This is a genomic window from Streptomyces sp. NPDC003011, from assembly GCF_053591515.1.
The window spans coordinates 15,353-32,193 of record NZ_JBSFTY010000097.1 but is presented as its reverse complement, the minus strand read 5'-3'; the positions used below and the strand labels follow the sequence as shown (position 1 = coordinate 32,193).

The 16,841-nt window shown below is 72.6% G+C and carries 15 protein-coding genes; 13 read left to right on the top strand and 2 right to left on the bottom strand.

Annotation, left to right across the window (positions count from 1 at the left end):
* Positions 1-177 precede the first annotated feature (177 nt).
* The 8 genes from ACWD0J_RS34955 (at position 178) to ACWD0J_RS34920 (ending at position 8,729) form a co-directional block, all read left to right on the top strand.
* Positions 178-1,284 (top strand): quinone-dependent dihydroorotate dehydrogenase, encoded by a 1,107-nt coding sequence (locus ACWD0J_RS34955; RefSeq protein WP_451499882.1) that lies wholly within the window; start codon positions 178-180, stop codon positions 1,282-1,284.
* Complete coding sequence (pyrF, locus tag ACWD0J_RS34950; protein ID WP_451499881.1) at positions 1,281-2,126, top strand: orotidine-5'-phosphate decarboxylase; 846 nt, start codon at positions 1,281-1,283, stop codon at positions 2,124-2,126. Before ACWD0J_RS34955 ends, pyrF begins: the two co-directional genes overlap by 4 nt.
* Positions 2,127-2,403: 277 nt before the next feature.
* On the top strand, positions 2,404-2,727 hold the full coding sequence (locus ACWD0J_RS34945) for an integration host factor (RefSeq protein WP_003977346.1): 324 nt from the start codon (positions 2,404-2,406) through the stop codon (positions 2,725-2,727).
* 60 nt (positions 2,728-2,787) lie between these two features.
* Positions 2,788-3,345, top strand: coding sequence for a guanylate kinase (gmk, locus tag ACWD0J_RS34940; protein ID WP_451499880.1), 558 nt, complete (start codon positions 2,788-2,790; stop codon positions 3,343-3,345).
* A gap of 73 nt (positions 3,346-3,418) precedes the next feature.
* Positions 3,419-3,691, top strand: a complete 273-nt coding sequence (gene rpoZ, locus ACWD0J_RS34935; RefSeq protein WP_003977348.1) for a DNA-directed RNA polymerase subunit omega — start codon at positions 3,419-3,421, stop codon at positions 3,689-3,691.
* A 121-nt stretch (positions 3,692-3,812) separates the two neighbouring features.
* Positions 3,813-5,015 carry a bifunctional phosphopantothenoylcysteine decarboxylase/phosphopantothenate--cysteine ligase CoaBC gene (coaBC, locus tag ACWD0J_RS34930; protein ID WP_451499879.1) on the top strand — a complete coding sequence of 401 codons (1,203 nt, stop codon included), beginning with the start codon at positions 3,813-3,815 and terminating at the stop codon, positions 5,013-5,015.
* Positions 5,016-5,254: 239 nt separating this feature from the next.
* A complete protein-coding gene (gene metK / locus ACWD0J_RS34925) occupies positions 5,255-6,478 on the top strand; it encodes a methionine adenosyltransferase (RefSeq protein ID WP_451499878.1) in 1,224 nt (407 codons plus the stop codon).
* A gap of 97 nt (positions 6,479-6,575) precedes the next feature.
* Positions 6,576-8,729 carry a primosomal protein N' gene (locus ACWD0J_RS34920; protein WP_451499877.1) on the top strand — a complete coding sequence of 718 codons (2,154 nt, stop codon included), beginning with the start codon at positions 6,576-6,578 and terminating at the stop codon, positions 8,727-8,729.
* A 328-nt stretch (positions 8,730-9,057) separates the two neighbouring features.
* Here the strand turns inward: ACWD0J_RS34920 and ACWD0J_RS34915 are convergent, their stop codons facing one another.
* On the bottom strand, positions 9,058-9,600 hold the full coding sequence (locus ACWD0J_RS34915) for a hypothetical protein (RefSeq protein ID WP_451499876.1): 543 nt from the start codon (positions 9,598-9,600) through the stop codon (positions 9,058-9,060).
* A 270-nt stretch (positions 9,601-9,870) separates the two neighbouring features.
* Between ACWD0J_RS34915 and fmt the strand changes: the two genes are divergently transcribed.
* Positions 9,871-10,803 carry a methionyl-tRNA formyltransferase gene (gene fmt / locus ACWD0J_RS34910; protein WP_451499875.1) on the top strand — a complete coding sequence of 311 codons (933 nt, stop codon included), beginning with the start codon at positions 9,871-9,873 and terminating at the stop codon, positions 10,801-10,803.
* Positions 10,804-10,866: 63 nt separating this feature from the next.
* Complete coding sequence (locus ACWD0J_RS34905; protein ID WP_451499874.1) at positions 10,867-12,285, top strand: RsmB/NOP family class I SAM-dependent RNA methyltransferase; 1,419 nt, start codon at positions 10,867-10,869, stop codon at positions 12,283-12,285.
* Here the strand turns inward: ACWD0J_RS34905 and ACWD0J_RS34900 are convergent.
* Positions 12,266-14,443: an MMPL family transporter gene (locus tag ACWD0J_RS34900; protein ID WP_451499873.1), complete on the bottom strand. Its 2,178-nt coding sequence runs from the start codon at positions 14,441-14,443 to the stop codon at positions 12,266-12,268. The genes ACWD0J_RS34905 and ACWD0J_RS34900 overlap by 20 nt on opposite strands.
* 134 nt (positions 14,444-14,577) lie before the next feature.
* On the opposite strand from ACWD0J_RS34900, the gene rpe reads away from it, so the two are divergent.
* The 3 genes from rpe (at position 14,578) to ACWD0J_RS34885 (ending at position 16,795) form a co-directional block, all read left to right on the top strand.
* Positions 14,578-15,279, top strand: coding sequence for a ribulose-phosphate 3-epimerase (rpe, locus tag ACWD0J_RS34895; protein ID WP_451499872.1), 702 nt, complete (start codon positions 14,578-14,580; stop codon positions 15,277-15,279).
* Positions 15,280-15,342: 63 nt separating this feature from the next.
* Entirely contained in the window at positions 15,343-16,386 is a 1,044-nt protein-coding gene (locus ACWD0J_RS34890) for a sugar-binding transcriptional regulator (RefSeq protein ID WP_451499871.1), read from the top strand.
* A gap of 103 nt (positions 16,387-16,489) precedes the next feature.
* Positions 16,490-16,795 (top strand): barstar family protein, encoded by a 306-nt coding sequence (locus ACWD0J_RS34885; protein WP_451499870.1) that lies wholly within the window; start codon positions 16,490-16,492, stop codon positions 16,793-16,795.
* Positions 16,796-16,841: the final 46 nt, after the last annotated feature.

Below are 16,841 nucleotides of genomic sequence, written 5' to 3'. Positions count from 1 at the left end.
GCTCGCCGCCGCCGTCCAGGGCATCGACGCCCTCACCCACGGCGACGTGGGCGTGCGCTCACTCCAGGAACACGCACAACACCTGACCGCAGCCCGCGACTAGCAGCCCCGAGGGGGACACCGGAAACGGTGTCCCCCTCTTCATGAGCCTCACCGAGGCTTCAAGAGGACACAGAGATGTACAAGATCTTCTTCCGTCTGGTCTTTCGGCGGATGGACCCGGAGCAGGCCCACCACCTCGCCTTCCGCTGGATCCGGCTCGCCGTGCGCGTCCCCGTGCTGCGCACCTTCCTGGCCGCCGCGCTCGCGCCCCGCTACAAGGAGCTGCGTACCGAGGCCTTCGGGCTGCGGATGCACGGCCCGTTCGGGCTCGCCGCCGGCTTCGACAAGAACGCGGTCGCCATCGACGGCATGTCGATGCTCGGCTTCGACCACGTGGAGATCGGCACGGTGACCGGGCAGGCGCAGCCCGGCAACCCGAAGAAGCGGCTGTTCCGGCTCGTGAAGGACCGGGCGCTGATCAACCGCATGGGCTTCAACAACGACGGCTCGCTGGCCGTGGCCGCGCGCCTGGCGTCCCGCGAGCCGGTCTTCAGGACCGTCGTGGGTGTGAACATCGGCAAGACCAAGGTCGTCCCGGAGGAGGAGGCCGTCGGCGACTACGTGCAGTCGGCCGAGCGGCTCGCGCCGTACGCCGACTACCTGGTCGTCAACGTGTCGTCGCCGAACACGCCCGGACTGCGCGACCTCCAGGCCACCGAGGCGCTGCGCCCGCTGCTGACCGCGGTGCGCGAGGCCGCCGACCGCAGGGTGACCTCGCGCCGCGTCCCGCTGCTGGTGAAGATCGCGCCGGACCTCGCCGACGAGGACGTCGACGCGGTCGCCGACCTGGCCGTCGAACTCGGCCTGGACGGGATCATCGCCACCAACACGACCATCGCGCGCGAGGGGCTCGGCCTGATGTCCGCTCCCTCGCTGGTGAAGGAGACCGGCGGCCTGTCCGGGGCACCCCTCAAGGCGCGCTCCCTGGAGGTGCTGCGGCGCCTCTACGCGCGCGTGGGCGACCGGATCACCCTGGTGGGCGTCGGCGGCATCGAGGACGCCGAGGACGCCTGGCAGCGCATCCTGGCGGGCGCCACGCTGGTCCAGGGCTACAGCGCGTTCATCTACGAGGGCCCCTTCTGGGCCCGCGCCCTGCACAAGGGGCTCGCCGCCCGCCTGCGGACCAGCCCGTACGCCACCCTCGCCGACGCGGTCGGCGCCGACGTCAGGGAGACGGCATGAGCGTTCTCGCACCCTTCGGCGCCCGCCTGCGCCGTGCCATGGACGACCGCGGGCCCCTGTGCGTCGGCATCGACCCGCACGCGTCCCTGCTCGCCGAGTGGGGCCTGAGCGACGACGTGGCGGGTCTGGAGCGCTTCAGCCGCACGGTCGTCGAGGCGGTGGCCGACCGGGTCGCCGTCCTCAAGCCGCAGAGCGCGTTCTTCGAGCGCTTCGGATCGCGCGGTGTCGCCGTGCTGGAGAAGTCGGTCGAGGAGGCGCGGGCGGCCGGCGCGCTGGTGGTGATGGACGCCAAGCGCGGCGACATCGGCTCGACCATGGCCGCGTACGCCGAGTCCTTCCTCCACCCGGACGCCCCGCTGTTCTCGGACGCCCTGACCGTCTCGCCCTACCTCGGCTACGGCTCGCTGCGCCCGGCGATCACGCTGGCCCGGGAGAACGGCGCGGGCCTGTTCGTGCTGGCGCTGACCTCCAACCCGGAGGGCGGCGAGGTCCAGCACGCGGTGCGCGCGGACGGCCGGACCGTCGGCGCGACGATGCTGGCCCACCTGGCCGCCGAGAACGCGGGGGAGGAGCCCCTGGGCTCGTTCGGGGCGGTCGTCGGAGCCACCCTGGGCGACCTGTCCTCGTACGACCTGGACATCAACGGCCCGCTGCTGGCGCCCGGCATCGGTGCCCAGGGGGCCACTCCCGCGGACCTTCCCGGCGTCTTCGGGACCGCGGTACGCAACGTCGTGCCCAACGTCAGCCGGGGTGTTCTGCGTCACGGTCCCGACGTCGGCGCGCTGCGGGCGGCCGCGGACCGGTTCGCGGCCGGGATCCGGGCCGCCGTGGACGCCTCCTGAGCCCTCGCGGGTCTTCGGCCAGGTCCTCCGGGGAGTGGGTCGAGGCCGACTTGAGTCTGGATACATTCTCAAATCCGGGGCAAAATGTTCCAGATGTCCGACCTGGCAAAGGCTGACCAGGACTTTTCCGCTGTTCTCGCTGACTCTGACGCCCTTGGCCGCTAGTCTCCGACGAGAGTCAACGGGCGAGCGTGTTGCTCGTGGCTCCCCAGGTGTGGGGCGACTAGGTTCCTCACCGGTCCGTATCCGACAGTTCGACATCCGAGGTGACGTAGGCGTGGCTCTTCCGCCCCTTACCCCTGAACAGCGCGCAGCCGCGCTCGAAAAGGCCGCCGCGGCTCGCCGGGAGCGGGCCGAGGTAAAGAATCGACTCAAGCACTCCGGCGCCTCCCTGCACGAGGTCATCAAGCAGGGCCAGGAGAACGACGTCATCGGCAAGATGAAGGTCTCCGCCCTGCTTGAGTCCCTCCCGGGCGTGGGCAAGGTCCGCGCCAAGCAGATCATGGAGCGACTCGGTATCTCCGAGAGCCGCCGTGTGCGCGGTCTCGGTTCCAACCAGATCGCCTCTCTTGAGCGTGAGTTCGGCAGCACCGGCTCCTGATCCCGGGAACTCCGGGCAAGGGCGTCCCGGGCACTCCGGGATTGCTGGAATAATCGCTGCATGAGTGAACGTCCGCGGCTGACCGTGCTCTCCGGCCCCTCCGGGGTCGGCAAGAGCACGGTCGTCGCTCATATGCGCAAGAAACACCCCGAGGTCTGGCTGTCGGTGTCGGCGACGACCCGCAGGCCCCGCCCCGGTGAGAAGCACGGCGTCCAGTACTTCTTCGTCACCGACGAGGAGATGGACAAGCTGATCGCCAACGGTGAGCTGCTGGAGTGGGCCGAGTTCGCCGGCAACCGGTACGGCACGCCGCGTGCGGCCGTGCTGGAGCGGCTGGAGGCGGGCGAGCCCGTCCTCCTGGAGATCGACCTCCAGGGCGCCCGGCAGGTCCGTGAGTCCATGACGGACGCCCAGCTGGTGTTCCTGGCTCCGCCCTCCTGGGAGGAGCTGGTGCGCAGACTCACCGGACGGGGCACCGAGCCGCCCGAGGTGATCGAGCGCCGTCTGGACGCGGCGAAGGTCGAACTGGCGGCCGAGCCGGAGTTCGACGAGACCCTCGTCAACACCTCCGTCGAGGATGTGGCGCGTGAGCTGCTAGCCTTGATGGATGTTGTGTGATCGCTGATTCTCCGGGATCCTGACGGATTCGGTGATCACGACCGATCTTTTCCCATCCATCGGAAGGTAGAGCGTGTCCTCTTCCATCTCCGCGCCCGAGGGCATCATCAACCCGCCGATCGACGAGCTCCTCGAGGCCACCGACTCGAAGTACAGCCTCGTGATCTACGCGGCCAAGCGGGCCCGCCAGATCAACGCGTACTACTCGCAGCTCGGCGAGGGCCTCCTCGAGTACGTCGGTCCGCTCGTCGACACCCACGTCCACGAGAAGCCGCTCTCGATCGCCCTGCGCGAGATCAACGCGGGACTGCTGACGTCCGAGGCCATCGAGGGCCCGGCGCAGTAATATTCTCAGTTTGCGGTGAGCTTTTCCACAGGCCCGGCGGCGCGACCGCCGGGCCTGTGGTGTGTGATGGAGCCGTACGGCGGGAGCCGCGGCGTACGTTTCCGAGGTGCGGGGAGAGACGGTGGACAAGCCGAAGGTCGTTCTGGGCGTCAGCGGTGGCATCGCCGCGTACAAGGCCTGTGAGCTGCTGCGCAGACTGGCCGAGTCGGGGCACGACGTCCGGGTGGTGCCGACCGCCTCCGCCCTGCGCTTCGTCGGCGCCGCCACCTGGTCCGCCCTCTCCGGCAACCCGGTCTCGACCGAGGTGTGGGACGACGTCCACGAGGTGCCGCACGTCCGCATCGGCCAGCACGCCGACCTGGTCGTCGTCGCCCCGGCCACCGCGGACACGCTCGCCAGGGCCGCCCACGGCCTCGCCGACGACCTCCTCACCAACACCCTGCTCACCGCCCGCTGTCCGGTCGTCTTCGCACCCGCCATGCACACGGAGATGTGGGAGCACCCGGCCACCCAGGAGAACGTGGCGACACTGCGCCGCCGCGGCGCCGTCGTCATCGAGCCGGCCGTCGGCCGCCTCACCGGCGTCGACACGGGCAAGGGCCGGCTCCCCGACCCCGCCGAGATCTTCGAGATCTGCCGCCGCGTGCTGGCCCGGGGGGTCACCGAGCCGGACCTCAGCGGCCGGCACGTCGTCGTCAGCGCCGGCGGCACCCGCGAGCCCCTCGACCCGGTCCGCTTCCTCGGCAACCGCTCCTCCGGCAAGCAGGGCTACGCCCTCGCCCGTACCGCCGCGGCCCGGGGCGCCCGGGTCACCCTGGTCGCGGCGAACACCGGCCTGCCGGACCCGGCGGGGGTGGACGTCGTCCCGGTCGGCACGGCCGTGCAGCTGCGGGAGGCGGTCCTGAAGGCCGCCGCGGACGCCGACGTGGTCGTGATGGCCGCGGCGGTCGCCGACTTCCGTCCGGAGACCTACGCGGCCGGGAAGATCAAGAAGAAGGACGGTCAGGACCCGGACCCCGTCGTGCTCGTACGGAATCCGGACATCCTCGCGGAGATCTCCGCCGGCCGCGCCCGCCCCGGCCAGGTGGTCGTCGGCTTCGCCGCCGAGACGGACGACGTACTGGCCAACGGTCGCACCAAGCTGCGGCGCAAGGGCTGCGACCTGCTCGTGGTGAACGAGGTGGGGGAGCGCAAGACCTTCGGCTCCGAGGAGAACGAGGCCGTGGTCCTGGGCGCCGACGGCAGCGAGACACCGGTCCCGCACGGGCCGAAGGAGGCCCTGGCCGAAACCGTGTGGGACCTGGTGGCCGAACGGCTGGGCTGAGCGTCCCGTTCTGCTCAAGGCTCGCTCAGGCCTCGCAGATTGGGACGTGGCGCCCCTGGCCAAGGCAGCTCGGGATTGGGCAGAATGCCCGTGCCGCAGGTCACAGCGCTTCCGAGAGGCGAGACAGGGAGTCCGATGGCCGAACGCGACCGATAAACTGTTCTCGGACGACGCCGGGCGCAGCCCCCGTCCCGTCCGCCAATGATCAGCCAGCAGCCGCTGCAACCCCAGGGAGCGTTGTGTCCCGTCGTCTGTTCACCTCGGAGTCTGTGACCGAGGGTCACCCCGACAAGATCGCTGACCAGATCAGCGACACCATTCTCGACGCGCTTCTGCGCGAGGACCCGACGTCCCGGGTCGCCGTCGAGACGCTGATCACGACCGGCCTGGTGCATGTGGCCGGTGAGGTCACCACCAAGACCTACGCACCCATCGCGCAGCTCGTGCGCGACAAGATCCTGGAGATCGGCTACGACTCCTCGAAGAAGGGCTTCGACGGCGCCTCCTGCGGCGTGTCGGTGTCCATCGGGGCCCAGTCCCCGGACATCGCCCAGGGCGTCGACACGGCCTACGAGTCCCGGGTCGAGGGTGCCGCCGCAGGCGAAGAGGGCGACGAGCTGGACCGCCAGGGCGCCGGCGACCAGGGCCTGATGTTCGGCTACGCGTGCGACGAGACGCCGACCCTGATGCCGCTGCCGATCTTCCTGGCGCACCGGCTGTCGAAGCGCCTGTCCGAGGTGCGCAAGAACGGCACGATCCCCTACCTGCGCCCGGACGGCAAGACGCAGGTCACCATCGAGTACGACGGCGACAAGGCCGTCCGTCTCGACACGGTCGTGGTGTCCTCGCAGCACGCCTCCGACATCGACCTGGAGTCGCTGCTGGCGCCCGACATCCGCGAGTTCGTCGTGGAGCCGGAGCTGAAGGCGCTGCTCGACGACGGCATCAAGCTGGAGACCGAGGGCTACCGCCTGCTGGTGAACCCGACCGGCCGCTTCGAGATCGGCGGCCCGATGGGTGACGCGGGTCTGACCGGCCGCAAGATCATCATCGACACGTACGGCGGCATGGCCCGTCACGGCGGCGGCGCGTTCTCCGGCAAGGACCCGTCCAAGGTGGACCGTTCGGCGGCGTACGCGATGCGCTGGGTCGCCAAGAACGTGGTGGCCGCCGGTCTGGCCACGCGCTGCGAGGTGCAGGTGGCGTACGCGATCGGCAAGGCCGAGCCGGTCGGTCTGTTCGTGGAGACCTTCGGTACGGCCAAGGTCGACACCGACCGGATCGAGAAGGCGATCGACGAGGTCTTCGACCTCCGTCCGGCCGCCATCATCCGCGACCTCGACCTGCTCCGCCCGATCTACTCCCAGACCGCGGCGTACGGCCACTTCGGCCGTGAGCTCCCCGACTTCACGTGGGAGCGCACCGACCGCGTGGACGCGCTGCGCAAGGCGGCGGGACTGTAAGGGTCCGCTCACCGCTCACCGCTCGCTGTGAGGCCCGGTTCCCCTCGGGGGGGCCGGGCCTCGGCGGTTGTCAGTGTCGTTTGGTAAGAATGCAAGGGTGAGCAGCGAGAACGGGGCGGTGGACGGCGGGGCCGAGGGGGCGCCGCCCGAGCAGCTTGCGCTCATCCGGGAGACCGTGCGCAAGGCCCAGGTGCCGCGGGCCAAGCCGCGGACGTGGCGGGGGGCCGCGCTCGCCAAGGAGCTGCCGGTCGCCCGGGTGCTGGTCGACAAGGGCGTGCTGCACCTCGACCGCTACTTCGACTACGCGGTGCCCGAGGACCTCGACGCGGACGCGCAGCCCGGGGTGCGGGTGCGGGTGCGGTTCGGGGCCGGACGGCACCGGGTGCGGGAAGGACGGCGGGAAGGCGGGGGGCTGATCGACGGGTTCCTGATCGAGCGGCTCGCCGAGTCCGACTACCCCGGACCGCTGGCCGCGCTGGCGCAGGTCGTCTCGCCGGAGCCGGTGCTCGGCGCGGAGCTGCTGGGGCTGGCCCGAGCCGTCGCCGACCGGTACGCGGGCAGCCTCGCCGATGTGCTGCAGCTCGCCGTGCCGCCGCGCAACGCGCGGGCGGAGCAGCGGCCCTCGCCCGCCCCGCTGCCGCCGCCCGGTGCGCCCGAGGCGGGCTCCTGGGAGCGGTACGGGCACGGGGCCGCGTTCGTGGAGTCACTGGCCGCCGGAGGTGCCCCGCGCGCGGTGTGGAACGCGTTGCCGGGGCCCGAGTGGAGCGACGAGCTGGCCCGGGCCGTCGTGGCGACGCTGGCCTCCGGACGCGGCGCGCTGGTCGTCCTGCCGGACGGGCGGGCCGTCGCGCGCGTCGACACCGCGCTGACCGCGCTGCTGGGCCAGGGGCGGCACGCGGTGCTCACCGCCGACGCCGGACCCGAGAAGCGGTACCGGGAGTGGCTGGCCGTGCGGCGGGGGAGCGTACGGGCCGTCGTGGGGACGCGGGCCGCCATGTTCGCCCCGGTGCACAACCTCGGGCTCGTCGCGATGTGGGAGGACGGCGACGACAGCCACAGCGAACAGCACGCCCCTCAGCCGCATGCGCGGGAGGTGCTCCTGCTGCGGGCGGCGCAGGACAAGTGCGGCTTTCTGCTGGGAAGTTGGAGCTGCACCGTCGAGGCGGCGCAGCTCGTGGAGAGCGGCTGGGCCCGGCCGCTGGTGGCCGCAAGGGAGCAGGTGCGGACCGCCGCGCCGCTGGTCAGGACCGTGGGCGACGGGGACCTCGCGCGGGACGAGGCGGCCCGGGCCGCGCGTCTGCCGAGCCTCGCCTGGCAGGTCGTCAGGGAGGGGCTGCGGCACGGGCCGGTTCTCGTGCAGGTGCCCCGGCGCGGGTATGTGCCGAGGATGGCGTGCGCCAACTGCCGGGCGCCCGCCCGCTGCCGGCACTGTGCCGGGCCCCTGGAGGCGCAGGAGTCCGGGGCCGCGCTGCGGTGCGGCTGGTGCGGGCGTGAGGATGCCGCCTGGCACTGTCCGCAGTGCGGGGGCTTCCGGCTGCGGGCGCAGATCGTGGGGGCCCGGCGGACCGCCGAGGAGCTCGGACGGGCGTTTCCGGCGGTCCCGGTGCGGACCTCCGGGCGTGAGCAGGTGCTGGACACCGTCTCGTCCGCGCCCGCGCTGGTGGTGAGCACCCCGGGGGCCGAACCCGTCGCCGAGGGCGGCTACGCGGCCGCCCTGCTGCTGGACGGCTGGGCCATGCTCGGGCGGCCCGACCTGCGCGCCGGTGAGGACGCGCTGCGCCGGTGGACCGGGGCGGCGGCGCTGGTACGGCCGCAGGGCGCGGGGGGCACCGTCGTGGTCGTCGCCGAGCCCACGTTGCGGCCCGTGCAGGCGCTGGTGCGGTGGGACCCCGTGGGCCACGCGGTGCGGGAGCTCGCCGAGCGGGCGGAGCTGGGTTTTCCGCCGGTGTCCCGGATGGCGGCCGTGTCGGGAGCCGCGGAGGCGGTCGCGGAGTTTCTGCGGGCGCTGGAACTGCCTTCGGAAGCCCAGGTGTTGGGGCCGGTTCCGGTGCCCGTCACGGTCGACGGCCGCCCGCGCAGGGCCGGGGCGCCGCCTGTCGGGGAGCACTGGGAACGGGCGTTGATCCGGGTGCCGCCGGGGAGCGGGGCGGCGTTGGCGTCCGCCCTGAAGGCGGCGCAGGCGGCGCGGATGGCGCGCGGGGGTGCGGAGGCGGCGGTCCGGGTGCGGATCGATCCGCCGGACATCGGGTGAGGGGGATCCGGGGGCGGGGATCGGGTCGGCCGACCCGGCTCAACGCGATCGGGCCTGACCCGGCCTCATCGGGCCGGCTGTACCCGGCCCGTTCCGGCCCGTTCCGCCCGGCCTCTGCCGGCCTTGGCTTGGCTTGGCTGTATCGGCTGTCTCGTCGACGGTGCCGTCCTCGCCGAGGTTCCGGTCGGCGGGGTGCGTGGCTCCGCCGGTGGCGCAGGCCGGGCCGGGACACCTGGCTCGGAACCGATCGGAACCGAGGGGCGGGCCGCCGTGACACACGTCTGCCCTCCCGGATGCGTGCCGGGAGGGCAGGGGGGAGCGGAACGGGTCAGCCGTTGCGGGGGGCCGGGAACGCGGTGGGCCTGGCGTCGTCGCGGAGGGACGGGCTGCCCGCGGTCGGCTGGGTCGGCATGGAGCGGGCGGCGGGGACCGTCGGCACGGTGGAGATGCCGGCGCCCACGTTGACCGTGCGGGAGGCCGAGGGGTCCGCGGCCCGCTCGGTCTCGGCGGCCGCCTGGGTCGCGGCCCGGCGGGCGCCGTAGCGGCGGTGCACCGCCTGCTTGGTGACCCCGAGCGCGGAACCCACCGCGTCCCACGAGAAGCCGAGTGAGCGGTCGAAGTCCACGGCGGCCGTGACCAGGGTCTCGACACTGTCCCGCAGTTCCTGGGCGAGACGGACCGTCGGAGCGGGGGCGCGTCCGTAGACGACGAAGCCCGCGGACGGGCCGGAGCGGCGCGGGCGGTAGACGTTGCCCAACTGGGCGGTCAGCGTGCGCAGTGCGTCCACCTGCCGGCGGACCCGCTCGATGTCCCGCACCAGCAAGTGCAGGCTGGCCCGAGCCTGGGCGTCGTGGGTTGCGTGGTCGGCCATGAACAAGCCTCTCGAACCGGCGTTGAAAAGGAGCGGGCCGCGCGATGTGCGGCCCGTTGAGGTCAACTCTTACTTGACCAACGCGGATTCGCTCCGCTGGTCACGCAGTGGGGGCGCGGGGGCATATGCGTACGCCCCCGAAAGAGTGATCGCGCCTCGGCCGTCGGCCTCCACCCCCAGGGAGTCGGCCGCCGTCGGCGGCTTTCCGTCCGTGGTCATAGACTTGGGCGCTGCCCGCATCAGCACTGCCCGAGAGGCGCGAACCCACCCATGAAGCTCGTCTTCGCCGGTACCCCCGAGGTCGCCGTTCCCGCTCTGGACGCTCTGCTCGCCTCCGGTCGGCACGAGGTGGCCGCTGTCGTCACGCGGCCCGACGCGCCGGCCGGGCGGGGTCGCAGGCTGGTCGCCTCTCCCGTCGCCGAGCGGGCCGAGGAGGCCGGCATCGAGGTGCTGAAGCCCGCCAAGCCGCGCGATCCGGAGTTCCTGGAGCGGCTCAGGGAGATCGCGCCCGACTGCTGTCCCGTCGTCGCCTACGGGGCGCTGCTGCCCCGTGTCGCCCTCGACATCCCCGCGCGCGGCTGGGTCAACCTGCACTTCTCGCTGCTGCCCGCCTGGCGCGGGGCGGCGCCCGTGCAGCACGCCATCATGGCGGGCGACGAGTTGACGGGCGCGTCCACCTTCCTGATCGAGGAAGGGCTCGACTCCGGGCCCGTGTACGGGACGGTGACCGAGACCGTCCGGCCCACCGACACCAGCGGCGACCTGCTGACCCGGCTGGCCTTCGCGGGCGCCGGGCTGCTCGCCGCGACCATGGACGGGATCGCGGACGGCACCCTGAAGGCCGTACCGCAGCCGGCCGAGGGTGTCAGCATGGCCCCGAAGATCACCGTCGAGGACGCCCGGGTGGAGTGGGCGGCGCCCGCGCTGCGCGTCGACCGGGTGGTGCGCGGGTGCACGCCCGCGCCGGGTGCCTGGACCGTCTTCCGGGGCGAGCGGCTCAAGCTCATCCAGGTCCGGCCCGTGCCGGAGCGGACCGGTCTCGCCCCCGGCGCGCTCGCCGTCGGCAAGAACGACGTGCACGTGGGCACCGGGTCGTACGCCGTGGAACTGCTGTGGGTGCAGGCCCAGGGCAAGAAGCCGATGAAGGCCGCCGACTGGGCCCGGGGCGTGCGCATCGCGGACGGCGAGACCCTCGGCGCGTGACGCGGGGGCCCGCGGACTTACGCTTGGTGCGTATCCCCGCCTGAAATCCGGAGCACCTTTTTCGTGAGCGACCAGCCCCGTCGTCCCCGCAAGCCCGCCAAGCCCTACCGCCGGCCCCACAAGGACCCCGTCCGCATCCTCGCCTTCGAGGCGTTGCGGGCTGTGGACGAGCGGGACGCGTACGCCAACCTCGTCCTGCCGCCGCTGCTGCGCAAGGCCCGGGAGAAGGGCGACTTCGACGCGCGGGACGCGGCCCTCGCGACCGAGCTGGTGTACGGGACACTGCGGCGGCAGGGCACGTACGACGCTGTCATCGCCGCCTGCGTCGACCGGCCGCTGCGCGAGGTCGACCCGCCGGTGCTCGATGTGCTCAGCCTCGGCACGCACCAGCTGCTCGGGACCCGGATCCCGACGCACGCCGCCGTCTCCGCCTCGGTCGAGCTGGCCCGGGTGGTGCTCGGCGACGGGCGGGCCAAGTTCGTCAACGCCGTGCTGCGCAAGGTCGCCCAGGACGATCTGGACGGGTGGATCGAGAAGGTCGCGCCGCCCTACGACGACGATCCCGAGGACCACCTCGCCGTCGTGCACAGCCACCCCCGCTGGGTCGTCTCCGCGCTGTGGGACTCCCTGGGCGGCGGCCGGGCCGGGATCGAGGAGCTGCTGGCGGCCGACAACGAGCGGCCCGAGGTGACCCTCGTCGCGCGGCCGGGGCGGTCCACCGCCGACGAACTGCTGCGACAGGACGCAGCGGAGCCGGGGCGCTGGTCGCCGTACGCCGTGCGGCTGGCCGAGGGCGGCGAACCCGGTGCCGTCGACGCCGTACGGGAGGGCCGGGCCGGCGTGCAGGACGAGGGCAGCCAGCTCGTGGCCCTGGCGCTCGCCAACGCGCCGCTGGAGGGGCCGGACGGGAAGTGGCTCGACGGATGTGCCGGGCCCGGCGGCAAGGCCGCGCTGCTCGCCGCCCTCGCCGCCGAGCGCGGGGCCCTGCTGCTCGCCTCCGAGAAGCTGCCGCACCGGGCCGGGCTGGTCGCCAGGGCGCTGGCCGGGAACCCGGGCCCCTACCAGGTCATCGCCGCCGACGGGACCCGGCCGCCGTGGCGGGCCGGTGTCTTCGACCGGGTGCTGGTGGACGTGCCGTGCACCGGCCTCGGGGCCCTGCGACGGCGGCCCGAGGCACGGTGGCGCAGGCGGCCCGAGGATCTGGAGGGGTTCGCGCCGCTCCAGCGCGGGCTGCTGCGGACGGCCCTGGACTCCGTACGGGTCGGCGGGATCGTCGGCTACGCGACCTGCTCGCCGCACCTCGCCGAGACCCGGGCCGTCGTCGACGACGTGCTCAAGCAGTGCGCGGGGGCCGAACTCGTCGACGCCCGCCCGCTGCTGCCGGGCGTGCCGGACCTCGGCGAGGGTCCCGACGTACAGCTGTGGCCGCACCGGCACGGGACCGACGCCATGTATCTCGCGCTCATTCGGCGGACCGGCTGACGCCTGCCCTCACCGTCTCGGGGGCAGGAGGCCCGCCGTCCTCGCGGGCCAGTCGGTGCGGCCACCACACTTTGGGGCCCACGTCCAGGAACAGGGACGTGACCAGCACCGACCGCACGACGAACGTGTCGAGGAGCACGCCCAGGGCGACCGCGAAGCCGAGTTCGGCGAAGGCGACCATCGGGAGGGTGGCCAGGGCGGCGAAGGTGCCCGCGAGCACCAGGCCCGCCGAGGTGATGACCGCGCCGGTCGCGGCCAGGCCCGTCACCGCGCCCTTGCGGGTGCCCTGGTGGGCGGCCTCCTCCCGGATCCGGGTGGTCAGGAAGATGTTGTAGTCGATGCCCAGGGCGACCAGGAAGACGAAGACGAACAGCGGGAAGTCGGTCGACTCGCCCGCGTAGTCGAAGACGTACCGGAACGCGAGCGCGCTGATGCCGAGGGCGGCGGCGAACGACAGGATCACCGTGCCGACCAGCAGCAGCGGGGCGATCAGGGCGCGCAGCAGCCCGCACAGGATCAGCAGCACGACGACCAGCACCAGCGGGATGATCAGGATGTTGTCGTGCGTGGTCGCCTCGTCCATGTCCAGCAGGGCCGCCGTACCGCCGCCCACCCGGGCGTCGGCGTCCGGCACCGCGTGCACGGCGTCCCGGACCCGCTCCACGGTCTGTTTCGCCGCCTCGCTGTCGGCCGGGTCGGTCATGGTGGCCTCGAACAGCACCTTGCCCTCGAAGGACGGCTTCGTCCCCGGCGGCAGGCCGAGCGACTCGGGGACGACGCCCCGGGTGGCGGCGACCGCCTCGCCCACCTGCCGGGCCTGCGCCTGGTCGCTGACGACGACGAGCGGATCGCCGCTGCCCGCCGGGAAGTAGCGCGCGGAGATCTCCTGGCCGACGATCGAGTCCGGTTTCCCGGTGAACGCGTCCGCGTTGCCGATGCCCTCCGCGCGCAGCTGGATCAGGCCGAGCGAGCAGACCGCCAGCACCACCGCCGTGACGCCCCACACCATCCGCGGGCGGCGGGCCATACGGCGGCCCAGGCGGGCCCACAGGCCCCGCTCGCTGGCGTCCTCCGCGCCGAAGTGCGGGATCACCGGCCAGAAGATCCAGCGGCCGCAGATCACCAGCAGGGCCGGGAACAGCGTCATCATCGCGAACAGGGCCACCGCGACGCCGATCGCCGCGACCGGGCCCAGGCCGCTGGTGGAGTTCATCTCGGCGGCCAGCAGGACCAGCATGCTCAGCACGACCGTCGCGCCCGAGGCCAGCACCGCCGGGCCCGCGCGGTGCAGGGCCAGCGCCATCGCCTCGTGCCGGTCCTCGTGGCGGCGCAGCTCCTCGCGGTAGCGGGCGACCAGGAGCAGGGCGTAGTCCGTCCCCGCGCCGAACACGAGCACGGTGAGGATGCCGGCGCTCTGGCCGTTGACCGTCAGGCCCGCGTGCTCCGCCAGGAAGTAGATCAGCGCCTGCGCGGTGAACAGCGCGGCGATCACCGACAGCAGCGGGACCAGGATCAGGGTGGGGCTGCGGTAGGTGATGAGCAGCATCACGATGACCACGGCCATCGCCGAGATCAGCAGGGTGGAGTCGATGCCCTCGAAGGCCTCGGAGAAGTCCGCGGAGGTGCCGCCCGGGCCCGTGACGTGCACGGCGAGTCCCTCGCCGCCCTCGCCGGTGATCTCGCGCATGGAGTCCACCGCGGGGGCGATCTCCTCCCAGCCCTTCTCGTCCATCGTGATCGGCACCAGGATCTGGGCGGCGCGCGGGTCGGCCTGCCGGTCGAAGACCGGACCCCGGGTCTCGTCGCCGCGGACGCCGTGCGCGGTCAGCTGCCTGAGTTCGGCCGCGGCCTCGGTGATCCGGGCCCGGTCCTGGGCGGTCAGGCCGTCCGCGCGGGCGTACACGACGATCGCCGGGATCTGTTCCGGCCTGAAGTCCTCGGAGAGTTGCAGGACTTGGGTCGACTCGGCGGAGCCGGGCAGCCAGGAGGCCGCGTCGTTGTCCTGGGCGTCGGTGAGTTTCTGGGCGAACGGCGCGGTCGCGAACAGCACCACCAGCCACAGCACCAGCACCAGCCACTTGGCACGCCGGCCGCACACCAGGTGCCCGATGCCGCGCTTGTCCGACTGCCCTCGCCTGTTCTCCTGGGTCTCGGTCATGGCCACCCCCGTAGCGCGGTGCGGACGCGATCGGCCGCCCAGCATGGCAGGTACGGCTCCCGTACAACATCCGATGAACGGCTCAGGTCCGGACCGGCGCGAACATTCGTGCCCGGACATGGCAGGCTTGGGTCATGGCCGTGCAGATCAACCCCAGCATCCTGTCCGCCGACTTCGCCCGTCTCGCGGACGAGGCGAAGGCGGTGGAAGGAGCCGACTGGCTCCACGTCGACGTCATGGACAACCATTTCGTCCCGAACCTCACGCTCGGTGTGCCGGTCGTAGAGTCACTGGCCCGTGCGACGGACACTCCGCTGGACTGCCATCTGATGATCGAGGCCCCCGATCGGTGGGCGCCCCAGTACGTAGAGGCGGGGGCCTCGTCCGTCACCTTCCATGTGGAGGCGGCCGCCGCTCCGGTCCGACTGGCCCGGGAGATCCGCGCGAAGGGCGCCCGCGCCTCCATGGCGCTGAAGCCCGCGACGCCCGTCGAGCCGTACGAGGACCTGCTCCCCGAGCTGGACATGCTGCTGATCATGACGGTCGAGCCGGGCTTCGGAGGTCAGGCCTTCCTCGACATCATGCTCCCCAAGATTCGCCGCACCCGCGAGTTGATCAGCAAGCACGGCCTCGAACTGTGGCTCCAGGTCGACGGCGGAGTCTCGGCCGCCACCATCGAGCGCTGCGCGGACGCGGGCGCCGACGTCTTCGTCGCGGGATCGGCGGTCTACGGGGCATCCGACCCGGCCGAGGCGGTACGTGCATTGCGCACGCAGGCCGAGACGACCACCGCCAAGGCGAGCTGGGCGTGCGACCACGGAACCAAGGGAACGTGAACGGCTCTCATCAGGGCTGATCAAGTGCGCCGGATCTGCGAGGATGAACGGCGAATCCAGAATGTGAACAGCAGTGAGGAGATCGCCGTGTCGGGTATGTCGGCGGGCCGGTCAGCCATGCGGATGGGACCCGCTGAGCTGGTGCAGGCGGCGGCCATGGCCCGCCGCTTCTACCTAGAGGGCAAGTCCAAGATCCAGATCGCCGAGGAGTTCGGCGTCAGCCGCTTCAAGGTGGCGCGGGTCCTGGAGACCGCTCTCGAACGGGATCTCGTGCGGATCGAGATCCGCGTGCCGGCCGAACTGGACGCCGAGCGCTCCGACGCGCTCCGTGCCCGGTACGGCCTCAGGCACGCCGTCGTGGTCGAGTCCCCGGCCGAGGCCCAGGATTCGCCCGACCCGGAGAACCTGGGGGAAGTGGCCGCCGACCTGCTCGGCGAACTCCTGAACGAAGGTGATGTGCTGGGCCTGGCCTGGGGCCGGTCCACGATCCACATGGCGGCCGCTCTCGACCGGCTGCCGCCCTGCACGGTCGTGCAGCTGACGGGCGTGTACGACGCCGGGACCGCCGAGCGCGGCTCGGTCGAGGCGGTCCGCCGTGCCGCCCAGGTGTCCGGCGGCGACGCGCACCCCATCTACGCGCCGATGCTGCTGCCGGACGCGGCCACCGCCCAGGCGCTGCGCCACCAGACCGGGATCGCCCGGGCCTTCGAGTACTTCGACAAGGTCACGGTCGCCTGCGTCTCCATCGGATCCTGGGAGCCGGGCATCTCGACGGTGCACGACATGCTCAGCGACGAGGAGCGCTCGCACTACGCCTCGCTCGGTGTCGCCGCCGAGATGTCCGCGCACCTCTTCGACTCCGACGGCCGCCGGGTCGGGCGGGACCTCGGCGAGCGGTGCATCACCGTCAAGACCGACCAGCTCCGCCGGGTCCCCGAGGTCGTCGCCATCGCGGGCGGTCAGCGCAAGGCCGCCGCGATCGACGCGGTGCTGCGGTCGGGGCTCGTCACCAGCCTGGTGACCGACACGTCGGCCGCGGACTACCTGATGACGGCGGGGCCGACACCGAAGCCCGCCCTCAACCGGGCCGATCCGGACGGGAACTGACGAACGTCCACAGGGGGCGGTCGCGGTGGTACGCCCGCCGCGGCCGCCCCCTCGTGGTCCATCGCACCGACGCTCCCCACGACTCCTCCAGGGCGGTACCGACATGACGGAACACGTGGTCACGCTGGACCTCGACGGGGTCACCGACAAGGCGGGCCTGATGGACCGCTGCGCCCGGTCCCTGGAGCTGCCCGACTGGTTCGGCCGCAACTGGGACGCGCTGGCCGACAGCCTCACCGACCACACCGTCTGGCCCGGGGACGCCGTCGAGAAGGGGCTGCTGGTCGTCGTACGGAACTGGCGGCCGTACGCGGGGGCACGCCCGGACGAGTGGGACGTGGCGCAGGAGGTGTTCGCCCAGGCGGCCGGACGCGAGGCGCGGCTGACGGTGGCGCTGGCGCTCGGGTGATCCGTGCCGCGGTGGACCGACCGGGCGGGGCGTTCGCGGGTGGCCG